The organism is Pedobacter aquatilis, from assembly GCF_030409415.1.
Classification (GTDB): domain Bacteria; phylum Bacteroidota; class Bacteroidia; order Sphingobacteriales; family Sphingobacteriaceae; genus Pedobacter; species Pedobacter aquatilis.
Genome location: NZ_JAUFPW010000034.1, coordinates 100,041 through 115,217, shown reverse-complemented (window position 1 = coordinate 115,217; position 15,177 = coordinate 100,041). Strand labels below are relative to the sequence as shown.

Genomic DNA, 15,177 nt, shown 5'->3' with positions numbered 1-15,177 from the left:
TTTGTTTTAATAATTTCTATAATTTGTCTTGATTTAAAAGTATTTTATTGGCTTCATCCCTTACGGCTACAAATGTTTCCGGATTATTTGCAAGTGCATAAAGTTTTTCATCAATATTTACATTTTTCATTTTTCCAAGCTGACTAATAAGTCCGAGTTGAACTATCGGATCGCTTTGCTTATCTAGAGATTTTACCAAAAGACCTGATGCGTGACCATCAAAGCTGAATTTCTGTAAAACACTTAAAGCAGCAAGCCTAACGTTGGTATTACCATCGTGATTTAAAGTCTGAGCAAGCATATCGAGCATTTTGTTATTCATCTTATCAGATTTTTCAATCTCCATAATTGTAAGCAGCCTCATACTTGCAGAGCTACTATCCCTTAAGCCTTTATAATCATCATTATTATTTGATATTATTGATGATTTTTTCGGTATTGCTTTATCCAAACTTACAAAAGCAACCTTTTCAGTGGGTTTTTCCGTCGGCTCAATTTTATTATTAGTTACCTCTGGAAGTTTATTGGTGGTTTTGCTCTCTACAGGTTTTGTTTTTGTGTAAACCACTTCTGTTTCTTTATTTTGCTGATAAATAAACCAGCTTGTAGCAACAACAATTAATAAACAAGCTGCTGCCAACCATTTCGGCGATTTGTAGAAAGGAAGCTTTTTAATAACCACCTCTTTTTTTGGAAGTGTTCTCTTAAAGCGAGCCATATCAAAAGCCGGAGCTTCAAGGTGATCAAATTCCTCCCTGTTTCTATCTACAAAATCTCTAATCTCATCACTCATAATAACATTTATCTTTTAATGATAACAAAATCTTCTTCTTCGCTCTGTGGTATTGTGTTCTAACATTTGTTGCCGTTAAATCTAACATTACCGCAATTTCCTCATGTGTTAGTTTCTCAAAAATATGTAGGTTAACAATTGTTTTATATCCTTCAGGTAACTCCTCTATACTTTTTCTTACATCTTCAACCTTCGAATCAAAAATGTCTGTTTTTGTACTATCTTCAATTTCATCTGGCAAATCCATTTCACCTAAATCAGAAAAGGATATCTTTCTTCTTCTAATATGAGAGATAGATCGATTTATGGCTAATCTCCGCACCCAGGCTTCTACACTCGAAACATTTGCCAATTTGCCTACTTCGCTAAATACTGCACAGAAAGTGTCTTGTAAAATATCTTCAGCTTCGCCACTGTGGCTAACTATTCTGCTAATCGAATTATACACTTGCCTTGAATAGCGGTTGTATAAACCAGTATAGCCTTCATCACGCCCGCTAAGGCATAATTCTATTAAATACTTATCTGATGTAGTTTCTAAAAGTGGCAATGCAAGAGCTTTAATGTTTCAATATTTAATATGTTTCTATACTCTAGTCGCAACTTATTAAAAAGTGTTACACTAATTTGTATAATTTTTAAATTTAAATTGATTTTGGCCATACAATTAATACACAATTAATTGATTTACAGATAATAAAATATTTTCAGAAAAAAAAGGGGATGCAAATTTTTGCATCCCCTTTTAAACAAAAAACAATTAAACTATTTTTAATAACCTGGGTTTTGATCGAGCTTAACACCATTGTTGCGTTCAATTTCTGATGCGGGTATTGGCCAAACATTATAAGTTGGTAAGACATCGGTATAATACGGATTAAATCTTTTAACCCTATCGAAAACCAAACCTAACCTCATTAATGTTATTCTTCTTTTTTCTTCTGAGCCTAACTCACGCATACGCTCATCTAAAATATAATCAATATTAACATTGGCTGGCAAAACATTTGAAGCATTTGAACGACTTCTAACTGCATTAATATCTGCTGCTGCATTTGCTAATTGTGAAAGGCCAAGATAGGCTTCGGCTCTTAAAAGATAGGTTTCGGCTAACCTGAACATATACTGATCTGCATAAGTTGCACCGGCACTAGCCTTTAATAATAATGTTGCCTTATTTTCAAACATACCATCTGGATGGTCGCCAGGCGTGGTTACTTTTGATTGAAAAGCATAAAAATCTCTTCTTGGCACAGTAATTCCAGCAGGTGGGGTAATGGTTGAAATGGTTTGGCCAAATCTTGGGTGTGCAGGATTGGTAACCTTAAACTCTCTAACAAAATTGAATGGCGCATTTCTTAAATCGTTGTTAAAATCACTCGCCCAAATTACATCAGAAAAATATTTTGTTGGAATTGCCCAACCAATACCTCTTCCGCCTGTATAATCGCTAATTGGATATAAGAATGGTTGCACACTGCTTCCTGCTAACCTAAAATTTAAGAATTGTGGCGCAAAATGGCGCTCGAATTGATAAGAGCCTCCAATGCCAGTAGAAACTGTACCACCACCCGGAACATCCGTTTCAAACTGTATAACCCAAAGACCTTCACGGTTTGTTCCGTTTTTTCTGTTTTGATTGCCTTGTTGAAATAAATCCCAATACACATTTTTGGTAGCATCAGATTGTTTAACGCCAAATCTGGTTCTCATTAAACCAACATTTGGGTTGCTTATAACTGTTGTTGCGGCATCTACTGCGTTTTGAAACTGTCCGGCAGCTAAATATACCTCAGATAATAAATGAAATGCCGCAAGGTTGTTTATTTGTCCATCTTGTACTGCGTTAATTGCAGGCAAATTGGCCGATGCGAATTTTAGATCTGCAATAACTAATTCTAATACTGCCGCTTTAGTAGCTCTTCCATAATCTGTTTTTGGAGATAAAACTTCTGTTGTGTTTAAAGGCACACCTCCGTAAAGATAAACTAGTGTACGGTAAGCCATACCTCTGAAAAATTTGGCTCTTGCTTCCATCAATGTTTTATCTGTAGCAGACATTGCCGAAGATGGTATTCTATCTAAAATTGTATTTGATTCTGCTACGATTTTGTATAAAGATGTCCAGTGGATTAATGGAATCTCTGTACTTAATGGAGAGTAGGCGGCAACCATATTTGTATGTCTGGTTGCAGCTGGCTGTCCATCAAAAACTAAATCTGTTCCAAAAACATAATCAAACGGGCGTTGTTCTCCGCTACTGTAAAACTCTAGTCTAACTCTAGAATACAAATTATTAATAGCCGCGTTAAAATCGCTGGTACTAGAATAAGCATTGGTGGTACTCAGAAAATCGAGTGGTTGCTCATCTAAAAATGTTTTCTTACAAGAAAAACTGATACTCGTTAAAACACAAACTACTGCTATAAAAATCTTTTTCATGTCGTTTTAATTAAAATGTAACGTTAAGTCCAACTGAGTAACCTTTAAATACAGGTCTTCCATCGTTGTTCCAGCCTTGATTAGTTTCCGGGTCCCATCCTTCCCAATCCGTCCAGGTTGCTAAATTTCTGCCGCTTACAAAAACATTAAGGTTTTGTAATTTCATACGTTCAATAAATTTGCCTGTAAATTTGTACGAAAGTGATACATCTTGTAATCTGATAAAACTTCTATTTTGATATAATGATGGTTGCAAGGTTGCCGATACAATGGAGCGTGGATATTTACCTTCAGGGTTATTTGGCGACCAAAAATCTATTCCGCTTAAATAATTATCACGAATGGCATTATCATCTCTTATTCTACGCGGTGTATTTCCTGATAAATAAGATTTGTTACCACCTTGAATAGAATTTAAAAATACAGTTAACGTAAAGTTTTTATACTGGAAGTTATTTAGCATACTTATTCTGTACGCCGGAGCTGAACTACCTAAAATAAAACGGTCGTTAGCATTTATTAATCCGTCAGCATTTTGATCTAAGATTCTATAAGTGCCTGGAGAATAACCAGCCGGAATTTGCTCGCCCACTTGCCAAATTCCATTAACCTTGTAATCGAATATAACTGCAGTTGGCTGACCAATAAACAATCCGCTTTGGGGAAGATCATCTTCTACACCATCACCATTTTTATCGCCTAAAAGTTTAACAATTTTATTTGTGTTTCTAGAAAAGTTTAAAGTTGTAGTCCAAAGGAAATCATCAGATGAGATATTTCTAGAGTTTAATGAAACCTCTACACCTTGATTATCTAACTGACCGATATTGGTTAAAATGCTGCCAAAACCTGTAACTACAGGTATATTAACAGAATATAATAAATCAGTTGTTTCAGTTTTGTAATAATCAACTCTACCAGTTAATCTGTTTTTAAACAAACCAAAATCTAATGCAAGGTTTAAACCACCCGTACGCTCCCATCTTAAATCAGGGTTTGAAAGTGAATTGACTTGTGAACCGAACTGCGTTGACCCGCCATCGCCAAAAACGTAAGCAGCACTCGAACCAACTCTAGCTAATGATGAATATCTTGTGGTTTGATTTCCGGCAACGCCGTAACCAGCTGTTAGCTTTAAATTATCTACCCAATTAACTTTAAAGAAAGATTCTTTAGAAATATCCCATCCTATTGATGCTGATGGAAAAACACCGTATTTATTGTTCTCAGCAAAGCCAGAAAAACCATCTCTTCTTATTGTTCCGGTAAATAAATACTTACTATCGAAATTATAGTTTAAACGAAACATTTGATAGTTTAAAGATTCATTCCAAGCACTTGAGATAGCAAACCTGTTTGTACCCTGTTCTAAATTATTATAACCTAAGGTTCCGTTAGAAAAACCTGTAGAGTAAGCTCTTGTATAGCTATTTTCTCTTTCAATTGCACCATAAAGTAAGGTACCAGTGAAGTTATGTTTACCTATAGTTTTATTATAAGTAAGGATGTTATCGAATGTATAATCGTAATAAATATTATTCTCTTTGGATGCTTGACCAGTTAAATTTGCATCGTATCTATTAAAGATATTTTTGAGTTCTACACGGTAATTATTACCGAAATTGACTTTATAGCTTAAGCCTTTAATAGGCAATTGTACAACGGCATAAACATTAGCAAAAAAGTAGTTTTTACGGTCAAAATCATCAGCCTGATAGCTCAAAAAAGGATTGGTTAAATTGGTATTGTAAGGATTAATTCTGTAATTTCCACTCGCATCATAAGGTGTAATTAAAGGAGACATTGCGTTAATTTGTGCAAAATTTGGCTCAACGCCGTCTTCATTTATAAAGCTGCCGAAAGATTGCAAACCAATTGTAAGCCAGTCGGTTGCTTTAGTTTCGATATTTGCTCTGATGCCCTTACTCTTGAATAAATCATTATTGATAAAACCTTGATTTTTAACAAGATTACCCGATAGTAAATAAGTAATTTTATCAGAACCTCCGGAAACGCTCAACTTATTATCTAAAATATTTCCTGTACGTGTAGCTTCATCATACCAGCTAAAATCATTTGGTAAGAGATTGCCTTGCGAATCTTTCATAGATGCATCAACTTTTGAAATTAAATCGAATGCAGGATTTGGCTGAGTAAAAGTTGGCGCTAAAAATGCTTGCTCGTAGTGCAAGTACCTAATGTTCTCCAGGTACTCCTCTCTACCCATCGGTTTTAAATTAATATTAGGTTTTTGGGTAGCATATTGGGAAGAAAACGAAATTTTGGTTCTCCCTGCGACACCTTTTCTACTGGTAATTAAAATTACACCATTGGCTGCCTGCGCTCCATAAACTGCCGTAGCACTGGCATCTTTTAAAACATCAATAGTAGAAATATCATCTGGGTTAATTGAGGTAAGAGAACCATTGTACTGTACACCATCTAAAATAATTAGTACATTTTGGTTTCCACCTAAAGTGTTTTGCCCTCTTATGCTGATTCCGGGTGTAGCACCTGCACGGTTTACCTGCCCAACATTTAAACCAGGAACAGTTCCTTGTAAAAGGTTAGCCACGTTGGTTGTTGGTGAATTTCTGAAATCATCTAAATTAGCCCTCGCAACAGATCCTGTTACATCTGCTTTCTTCTGTGTACCGTAACCTACCACAATTACTTCATCCAAATCTGATTGTGATGAAACCATGTACATATTAATGGTTTTTAAATCGCCAACTAGTTTCTCTTGAGACTCGTAGCCTACATAAGAAAATACAAGAATAGCCTGCTCGTTCGGTACCGTAATTTTGTAATTACCATTTTCATCAGTTGTGGCGGTTGTTGTACTATTTTTAACTTTAATCGTTGCTCCGGCAATTGGATTATTAGTTTTTTGATCAACTAATTTACCTGCTATTGTAATATCGAATTTATTGAATTTCGATAGTTTGAGTTTATTTTTAAGCTCTTTTCGTGCTTCAGCATTATTAGCTTTTGATGATGTATAAAAGCTAGCGGATATCATAAACTGCAAAAATGCTATCGCTATAAATTTTAATAGTAAAGCTTTAAATTTCATATTTGGTCAGTTGTTGGTTTAGGTTTGATTAATGATGTGGCAAATCGCTAAGAAACTTTGTTAAGCGCCGCCTAGATAGTTAGCATAACCTGTTAACTACCTGCAATCTTTTACTTAATGGGTTGTTTTTCTCATAAATTTTAATTCTTGTATTTGGTTATTCTTTGTGCCAAGGAACAATCTATAGCCTCAATTTTATTATTTAGATGGAGCTTTCATGGCGACGCCAGTTTTAACAGGAATACCAAAATTTGGCGATCCATCTTTATTCCATGTAAATTTTTGAGCCCGTGGTGAGCGAAATCCGCCACAACCCTGACCTGGCTTGTCATTAGCGTGGTATAAAATCCAATCTTCCTTTCCATCAGGAGATTTGAAAAATGAATTATGGCCTGGAGCATAAACACCATTTTCTTCTGATTTTACAAAAAGTGGTTTAGGATGTTTAACCCAGGATTTTGGATTTAAAAAATCGGTATTTACAACAGCAGATAGCATTCCAAGTGCATAAAAGTCAGTCCAGCAGCCACTTGCTGAATAAATGATGTGTATTTTATTCTCGCGAACTAAAAACTGCGGACCTTCATTAACATCTACATGTGGTGGGTTATCAGCAGAATTCAAATCGCCATGTTTTTCCCATTCGTATGCTGGCGATGAAATTTTAAAACGTTCAGACTCTACCGTCCACGGGTTTTTAAGCTGAGCGATATAAATCTCCTGTTTACCATTAGTATCACCTTCCCAACCAGACCAAACCATGTAAAGTTTACCTTTAATGGCAATTACATCACCATCAATTGCCCATTTATTAGTTTTATCAGTAAGCTGCCCCTTAAAAACCCATTCACCAAGCATTGGGTCGGCCGATGTATTCTCAAGCACATACATCCTATGGTTTTTATTCTGACCATCATCAGCAGCAAAATAAGCATACCATTTTCCCTGTAAAAACATCACCTCCGGTGCCCAAATTTCTTTAGAGTATGGTCCGGTAGCAGGCGCTTTCCAAATGGTTTTATGTGGAGCATCCTTCAAGCCTTCTAAAGTTTTACTTTTCCAGAGCTCTATTCTGTTGCCTGTGGTATGTGTGTAATAGAAATAACCATCTTTATAGTAACTGTAAGGGTCGGCACCAGCAGGAAGTAAAGGATTTGTAAAGGTTTGTGCGCTTAAGCTTTTTATAGCCAGAAAAAAAAGTACACAAAGTAAAATTCTACTCATAATATTTGGTTTAGTTTGATTAATAAATCGGGAGATTAATTTCCTTTCATTATTTATTTGGTTAGCATATTATTGCAGTATTTAGTCAACTCAATAATATTATCCAAATATGATAGATTTTATAATGTTCATTATCTCATTATATTTCAATAATTAAACATTTTGATTCTATTTTTTAAGCTAAGCATGATTCGAATGCTTTAAACGCAGCTTATATTGTGATTTTTAAAGTTTTGAATTAGGCTTACAACTATAATGTGCTGCACTATATTAATTATCATGTACTGATATTAATATATTTGAAAAAGAATTTAACCAAATTGAAAAAGTCGACCCTTCTTATTCTTTTCCTGTTTATTGCGACAGTTTCTTATGCGCAACCATATTATTTTAGGCATTACCAGGTAGAAAACGGGCTATCTAACAATTCTGTTTTTTGCAGTGCACAGGATAATGAAGGCTTTATGTGGTTTGGTACAAAGGATGGTTTAAATCGTTTTGACGGTTATCAATTCAAAACCTATAGATACAATGCCGAGCAGCCTGGGAGTTTAGGAAACGACCTTGTTTATGCTTTGCATCAGGATAATTCTAATCGCTTATGGGTTGGAACCAATCGTGGCGTTTATCTTTACTTACCTAAAACGGAAAAATTTCAATTAATTAAGGGTACAGAAGATTTAAGAATAAATTCATTGGCTACCGATGATAATGGTAATTTATGGATCATTTCCATCAGGAAAACCTTTGTATACAATATCAATCAAAAAAGATTAAATACGCTTGATAAGCTAACACATTTTGATGCCACATCAGTTTCAAAAATGGACGATGGCAGTATTTGGATTACCACATTAAATGGTACAATAGAACAATATGATGCAAAATTAAAGCGCTTCAATTCTTATTATGTAATGAGTAAAGCTAACCCGAAAGAAAATAGCTGGGTTACAAAAACCATAGATATGGGTAATGGTAACATACTAATTGGTACTGCAAATCAAGGAATTAAAAGCTTTAATCGAAGAAATGGTTTAATTAAAGAAATACTAACTTTTAACTCAAATAAAACCTCAATATATGTTAGGGATATAATTAAATCGTCAGAAGATGAATTTTGGATTGCATCAGAATCGGGTATTTATGTACTTAGAAATGATAAAATAGTCCAACTTACGAAGCAATATTCGAACCTATACTCTTTATCAGATAATGCAATTTATACACTTCACAAAGATAAAGAGCATGGCATTTGGGCAGGAACTTATTTTGGAGGGATAAATTATTGTTCAAGTCAATACTCTGTTTTCACCAAGTACTTCCCGCAAAAAGGCATAAATTCTATTGCGGGTAGTGATGTTAGAGAAATTCATAAAGATGGTAATGGAAATTTTTGGATAGGAACTGAAGATGCTGGTTTAAGCATGCTTAATCCCAAAACAGGATTGTTTACAAATTTCTTTCCCGATGGAAAATCTTCCAGCATTTCATATTCAAACATACATGGTTTGTTGGTTGATGGGAATAAATTGTGGATTGGAACATTTGAGCATGGAATTGATGTAATGGATATTACGACTAAAAAGGTGATTAAGCATTACACGCCCGGTAAGGGAAATTCATTGTTAAATGGTTTTATTCTCACCTTTTGTAAAACAAGAAGTGGCGATATTTATCTGGCAACGATAGTTGGTTTGTATAAATACAATAAAGAGAAAGATGATTTTGATTTAGTTGAGGGTTTACCACTAATATTTTATGCAATTATTACTGAAGATAGCAATGGCAATATTTGGGCCGGCTCATTCAATCATGGTGTAGTAGTATTTACTCCTGGAAAAAAAGGTTATACGCAATATCAAAATAACCCTAAAAATTCAAAAAGTATATCTCACAACACCATTAACGGCATTTGTGAAGATAGCAGTAAGAACATTTGGATTTCTACTGACGGTGGTGGATTAAATCTTTTCAATCGAAAAAATAAATCCTTTAATCAATTTACTGTAAAAGATGGTCTACCAAGCAATTTTCTCTTCAAAATTGTAGAAGATTCTGAGAAAAAATTATGGATTGGAACTAGCCGAGGACTTCTGCATTTCAATCCTGATGATGAATCTATAAAAGTTTATTCGAGCTCGAATGGGTTACTCACCGATCAGTTTAATTACAATTCTGGTTTTAAAGATACCGACGGACGAATATATTTTGGAAGTGTTAGAGGTATGATTAGTTTTAATCCGGCAGAATTAAATATTACAAGTAAACAACCGCCAATAAAAATAACTGGTTTTCAGATAAATAACCAGGAAATTGATGTTTTTGGTAAATCTGTGTTATCAGAATCTATTTTAAATACTAATAAAATAGTGTTAAACGATGCGCAGTCATCATTCAGTTTTGATTTTGCGGCCATTAGCTTTCTTTCTCCAGAAATGACACAGTATGCCTACCGAATGAAAGGAATTAGCGACGAATGGAACTACCTGAAAACCAATAGAAAAGTTTATTTCACTAAGCTATCAGCAGGCGATTATGTTTTTGAAATTAAAGCACTCGCAAATTGTAATACCACGTGGACAAAAACAAATCCTAAGTTATTAATAACAGTTATGCCTCCATTTTACAAAAGCAATATTGCTTATTCGTGTTATACAATTTTACTCGGCCTAATTATTTTCTATTTTTTTAAGGCATACCATTTAAAAATGGAGAACAGAAATAAGCGAAGAATGGAACACTTTGAAAATAAAAAGGAGAAGGAGATCTATCAGGCTAAAATCGAATTCTTTACTAACATAGCACATGAAATAAGAACGCCATTAACGCTGATAAAAGGACCCATGGGCGATTTACTGAAACAAGCATCAGAAGTGCCATACATGGAAAAGAAGCTTAAAATAATGGAGCGAAATACCGACAGGCTTTTCAAATTAACTAATCAGCTGCTCGATTTTAGAAAAACTGAAGTAAATGGCTTCTCTCTTAATTTTGTAAAGGCGGATATTTCTGAAATACTCACTGATATTTTTACGTTTTTCCAAACAATAACTGAACAAAAAAACCTCGATTATAAACTTGTTTTGCCTACTCAAAATTTAGAAGCTTATATAGATACAGAAGCCTTTTATAAAATATTAAGCAACCTGATTGATAATGCGATAAAATATAGCGATTCGATTATAGAGGTTAGTCTAAAAATTCCTGAAGGCGTTTCAGACCATTTTGAGATTACGGTTTTAAATGATGGTAGAACAATTCCTGAAGAGTTGCATCAAAAAATATTTGAGCCATTTTTTAGGGCTACAGAAACCCAAATTAAACAAGGAACAGGAATCGGACTTTCCTTATCAAAATCGCTTACCGAATTACATGGTGGAAATTTGACCGTGATTAACGATGAAGCTGGCAACAATCTTTTTGTTTTAGTATTACCAATACATCAACTTATAGAATTTAATTTAAAGGGAAAATGGAAGAAAAGATTATAGTTGAAGCAACTATCCGACAAAATTTGAAACATAAATTTGTTATTTTATTGGTTGATGATGAGGAGGATATCTTAGAATATGTTGCCGATGTTTTAAGTGAAAAATATAAGGTTTTAACAGCTTGTAACGGTTTAAAAGCACTCAAAATTTTAAATCAAGAGATTGTGCAGCTTGTTATTAGTGATGTAATGATGCCAGAAATGGACGGATATCAGCTATGCGAAAAAATTAAATCGAACTTTGAATACAGCCACATTCCGGTAATTTTACTAACCGCAAAAACTGGCTTACAAGCAACTATAGATGGTTTGGAAGTTGGCGCCGATGCTTATGTAGAAAAGCCTTTTAACACCGATTTTTTACAAGTCCAAGTTTCATCATTACTTAAAAACAGAGATAAAATAAAAGCATATTTTGCCAGTTCGCCGCTTATACACATTAATAGCATGGCGCATTCTAAAAGCGATGAGTTATTTTTAGAAAAACTTCAAAATTTAATAAATCAAAGAATTGATGATGCCGAACTTGGAGTAGATTATTTGGCCGATAATATGAATATGAGCCGCCCAACACTCTATCGAAAAATAAAATCTATCTCAAACTTAAGTGGAATTGAGCTTATTAATATAACCAGATTAAAAAAAGCAGCAGAATTATTAAATGATGGAGAACTGAAAATTTATGAAATTTCTCAAATGGTTGGTTATAATTCTCATAAACATTTTAGTCGTAGCTTTTCAAAACAATTTGGTATGTCTCCTACCGAATATACACAATCAAAACAGCGATAATCACAGCAAACTGTTCCTTATTGGTAAATATTTGCTATTTTCCTTCTCTTAAAATAATTACGAACCATTTGCTTAACTTAATAAAGATATAATTATATTTCCATACTAATTCATGAAGTATAGAATGCAAGAGAGTAAGGAGATTATTGATAAAATTCGGGCGTATCAGCAACAAGAACTTGAGCTAAGGTTAAGTAACTATGAGCTTAAGAGATTAAATGATGCGCTGAAGAAGGCAGAAGAGCGTAGCGCTATTTTAAATTCGATCATAGAATCTACTGATGATGGAATTATTAGTAAAAATCTTAATAGCGTTATCACTAGTTGGAATAATGCCGCATCAAGAATTTTTGGCTATACCGAAGATGAAATGATTGGCGAATCGATATTAAAACTTATTCCCGAACACCTTCAAGATCAAGAAACTAAATTTCTAGAAAAGTTAAAAAGTGGAAAGCTTATCGATCACTTTCAAACCCAGCGTTTAAGAAAAGATGGAACATTTGTTGATGTTTCTTTAACTATCTCTCCCATTTATGATTCTTGGGGAAAGCTAATTGGTTTATCGAAAATTGTGCATGATATCACGAATGAAAAGATAGCCGAATCAGTAAGTCAACGTTTAGCTGCAATTGTTGAATCTTCTGATGATGCAATTATAAGTAAAGATTTTAATAGTATAGTTACAAGTTGGAACGAAGCTGCAACTCGTATTTTTGGTTATTCTGCCTCAGAAATGATTGGAGAATCAATTCTAAAACTAATCCCTAATGATAGACTTGATGAAGAACCAAAAATTTTAGCTCAACTTAGAGAAGGTATTCGTGTTGAGCATTTTGAAACAGAAAGACTTCGGAAGGATGGGACTTTAATTAGTGTATCATTAACAATTTCTCCTGTAAAAGATTTGGAAGGAAATATTATTGGCCTTTCAAAAATAGCACGAGATATTACTGAAAAAAGCCTTGTAGAGAAGAAGAAAAATGAGTTTGTTAGCTTTGTAAGTCATGAGCTTAAAACGCCTCTAACCTCATTAAAGTCGTATCTTCAAATGGCTTTGTTAAAATCGAACGATGCTGATTTTACCTTAAAAGCTTTAACAAAAGCTGATGTACAAACAAAGAAAATGGAACATTTAATTCGCGATTTTTTAAATATTTCGCGTTTTGAAGAAGGGCAAATAAGTATAAAGCAAGCACAGTTTGATATTGCAAAACTCATTGCGGATTGTATTGAAGATGCTGGTATTACAAGCCATAAACATACAGTTATTTATGATGGTATATCGTCTGTGATTGTTCATGGTGATGAGGAAAAAATTATGCTTGTACTAACCAACTTAATTAGTAATGCACAAAAATATTCTCCAATTGGTGGTGAAATAAATATTTCCTGTACTTTAATTGATCAGAAAGCTGTGGTTAAGGTAAAAGATAACGGAATGGGCATTGCTTTGGAGGATCAAAAAAATATGTTTCAGAAATTTTTCAGGGTTGAGAATGAACAAACAAAATTTATTTCTGGTTTCGGCATAGGACTATATCTTTCATCAACCATTTTAAAACTGCACAAATCAACATTAAAAGTTGAAAGTGAAATTGGAAAGGGTTCAATATTTTATTTCTCACTTCCTTTGAGTAAATAGGCCTCCAAACATTTTACGCTTTATTTAATGTAAGAAACCAAGGGAACTACATTTTCGGTTAGCTATAAAATCATACAATGATTGAAATTAAAATGCAATTGATTTCATAATTAAAAAGTTTCGCAGAGCAGACATTAATTTTTTTGCCTTATACTAAAGTGAATTGCATATCTCACTATTTCATAAGGATAAATAGCTTATACTCTTCTTTCTAGAAACATAACAATTGAAGCGAATATTTGTTAAACAATAATGAAAATCTTGCTTACTGGTGCGACCGGATATATTGGTAAAAGGCTGTTACCCGCATTAATTGAATTGGGGCATGAGGTAGTTTGCGTTGTTCGAGATAAGGCCAGAATTGATATTAGGGCTTTTAAAGATGCCAAGATAGAGATTATTGAGGCAAATCTGATTAAAAGTGATACCATGCAACTCTTACCCAAGGACATTGATATTGCTTATTATTTAGTTCATTCTATGAGTACCCAAGGAGATTTTAGCAAAACTGAGCTCAAATCTGCTGACAACTTCACTAATTATTTAGATAAAACTGAAGCAAAACAACTTATTTATTTATCTGGAATTATTAACGAAAAAGAACTTAGTAATCATCTAAAAAGTAGGAAGGCAGTTGAAGAAAGATTAAGGAAGGGAAAAGTTTCTACCACAGTTCTTCGGGCAGGCATTATTATCGGTTCGGGTAGCGCTTCCTTTGAAATAATAAGAGATTTAGTAGAGAAACTCCCCATAATGGTTGCTCCAAAATGGCTTAAAACCAAATGCCAACCTATAGCAGTGAGGAACGTTATAGAATTTCTTACTGGAGTAATTTGTAAAACAGATACATATAATAAGCATTTTGATATTTATGGCCCTAATCTATTGAGCTATAAGCAAATGCTAGAACAATTTGCTGAAGTAAGAAAGCTTAAAAGAAAAATTATTATTGTGCCCGTTTTTACGCCAAAGCTATCTTCTTATTGGCTTTACTTTGTAACGTCTACATCTTACGATTTAGCCAAAAACTTAGTCGATAGCATGAAAATTGATGTGATACCAAAAGAAAATGATTTGTTTCAAAAGCTAAATATTCATTTAATTCCATACACTAAAGCTATAGATATGGCATTTGAAAAAATTGAGCAGAATCTTGTTTTATCAAGTTGGAATGATTCTTCAGGAAGCAGTATTTTTCAAAATGGTTTATCCAAACATATTGAAATACCAAAATTTGGTGTTTTATTGGATAAACAAAAAATGAAAACTGATAATCCAGAAGAAGCACTTGAGAGAATATTTTCTATTGGAGGTAAAAATGGTTGGTATTACGGAGATTGGCTTTGGGGATTTAGAGGATTTCTTGACAAACTTTTTGGTGGCGTTGGACTAAAGCGAGGTCGTAAAAATGCTCAGCAAACTTCACCTGGTGACGCTCTTGATTTTTGGCGAGTTATCTTATCATCTAAAGAACAAAAAAGGCTTTTACTTTATGCGGAAATGAAGCTTCCTGGCGAAGCATGGTTAGAATTTTGTATAGATGAAAAAGGTATCGTTCACCAAACCGCTACGTTTCGTCCGCTAGGAATAGCAGGAAGATTATACTGGATAGCCATGCTACCATTCCATTATTTTATTTTTCGGGGCATGCTTAAGAGAATTGTACATTAATAATTTATCCATCTCATAACTATATTAATTCGAATAGATATATT

Annotated in this window: 9 protein-coding genes; 4 read left to right on the top strand and 5 right to left on the bottom strand. The window is 33.8% G+C overall.

Features of this window, described 5'->3' with window-relative positions; translation table 11 throughout:
- Nucleotides 1-16: 16 nt before the first annotated feature.
- From QWY86_RS16485 to QWY86_RS16465, 5 genes are all read right to left on the bottom strand, one after another.
- Nucleotides 17-793: a HEAT repeat domain-containing protein gene (locus QWY86_RS16485; RefSeq protein WP_290243600.1), complete on the bottom strand. Its 777-nt coding sequence runs from the start codon at nt 791-793 to the stop codon at nt 17-19.
- Nucleotides 786-1,343, bottom strand: a complete 558-nt coding sequence (locus QWY86_RS16480; RefSeq protein ID WP_290243599.1) for an RNA polymerase sigma factor — start codon at nt 1,341-1,343, stop codon at nt 786-788. Before QWY86_RS16480 ends, QWY86_RS16485 begins: the two co-directional genes overlap by 8 nt.
- A gap of 221 nt (nt 1,344-1,564) precedes the next feature.
- Nucleotides 1,565-3,235, bottom strand: a complete 1,671-nt coding sequence (locus QWY86_RS16475; RefSeq protein WP_290243598.1) for a RagB/SusD family nutrient uptake outer membrane protein — start codon at nt 3,233-3,235, stop codon at nt 1,565-1,567.
- A 10-nt stretch (nt 3,236-3,245) separates the two neighbouring features.
- Nucleotides 3,246-6,311 carry a SusC/RagA family TonB-linked outer membrane protein gene (locus QWY86_RS16470; RefSeq protein WP_290243597.1) on the bottom strand — a complete coding sequence of 1,022 codons (3,066 nt, stop codon included), beginning with the start codon at nt 6,309-6,311 and terminating at the stop codon, nt 3,246-3,248.
- 198 nt (nt 6,312-6,509) lie between these two features.
- Nucleotides 6,510-7,535, bottom strand: a complete 1,026-nt coding sequence (locus QWY86_RS16465) for a glycoside hydrolase family 43 protein (RefSeq protein WP_290243596.1) — start codon at nt 7,533-7,535, stop codon at nt 6,510-6,512.
- A 320-nt stretch (nt 7,536-7,855) separates the two neighbouring features.
- Here QWY86_RS16465 and QWY86_RS16460 point away from each other — a divergent pair, with 320 nt between their 5' ends.
- The 4 genes from QWY86_RS16460 (at nt 7,856) to QWY86_RS16445 (ending at nt 15,133) form a co-directional block, all read left to right on the top strand.
- A complete protein-coding gene (locus tag QWY86_RS16460) occupies nt 7,856-11,026 on the top strand; it encodes a ligand-binding sensor domain-containing protein (protein WP_290243595.1) in 3,171 nt (1,056 codons plus the stop codon).
- Nucleotides 11,008-11,817, top strand: coding sequence for a response regulator transcription factor (locus QWY86_RS16455; RefSeq protein WP_290243593.1), 810 nt, complete (start codon nt 11,008-11,010; stop codon nt 11,815-11,817). The genes QWY86_RS16460 and QWY86_RS16455 overlap by 19 nt, the downstream gene beginning before the upstream one ends.
- A gap of 112 nt (nt 11,818-11,929) precedes the next feature.
- A complete protein-coding gene (locus tag QWY86_RS16450; RefSeq protein WP_290243592.1) occupies nt 11,930-13,462 on the top strand; it encodes a PAS domain S-box protein in 1,533 nt (510 codons plus the stop codon).
- A gap of 252 nt (nt 13,463-13,714) precedes the next feature.
- Nucleotides 13,715-15,133, top strand: coding sequence for an SDR family oxidoreductase (locus QWY86_RS16445; RefSeq protein WP_290243590.1), 1,419 nt, complete (start codon nt 13,715-13,717; stop codon nt 15,131-15,133).
- The last annotated feature ends 44 nt before the right edge of the window (nt 15,134-15,177 follow it).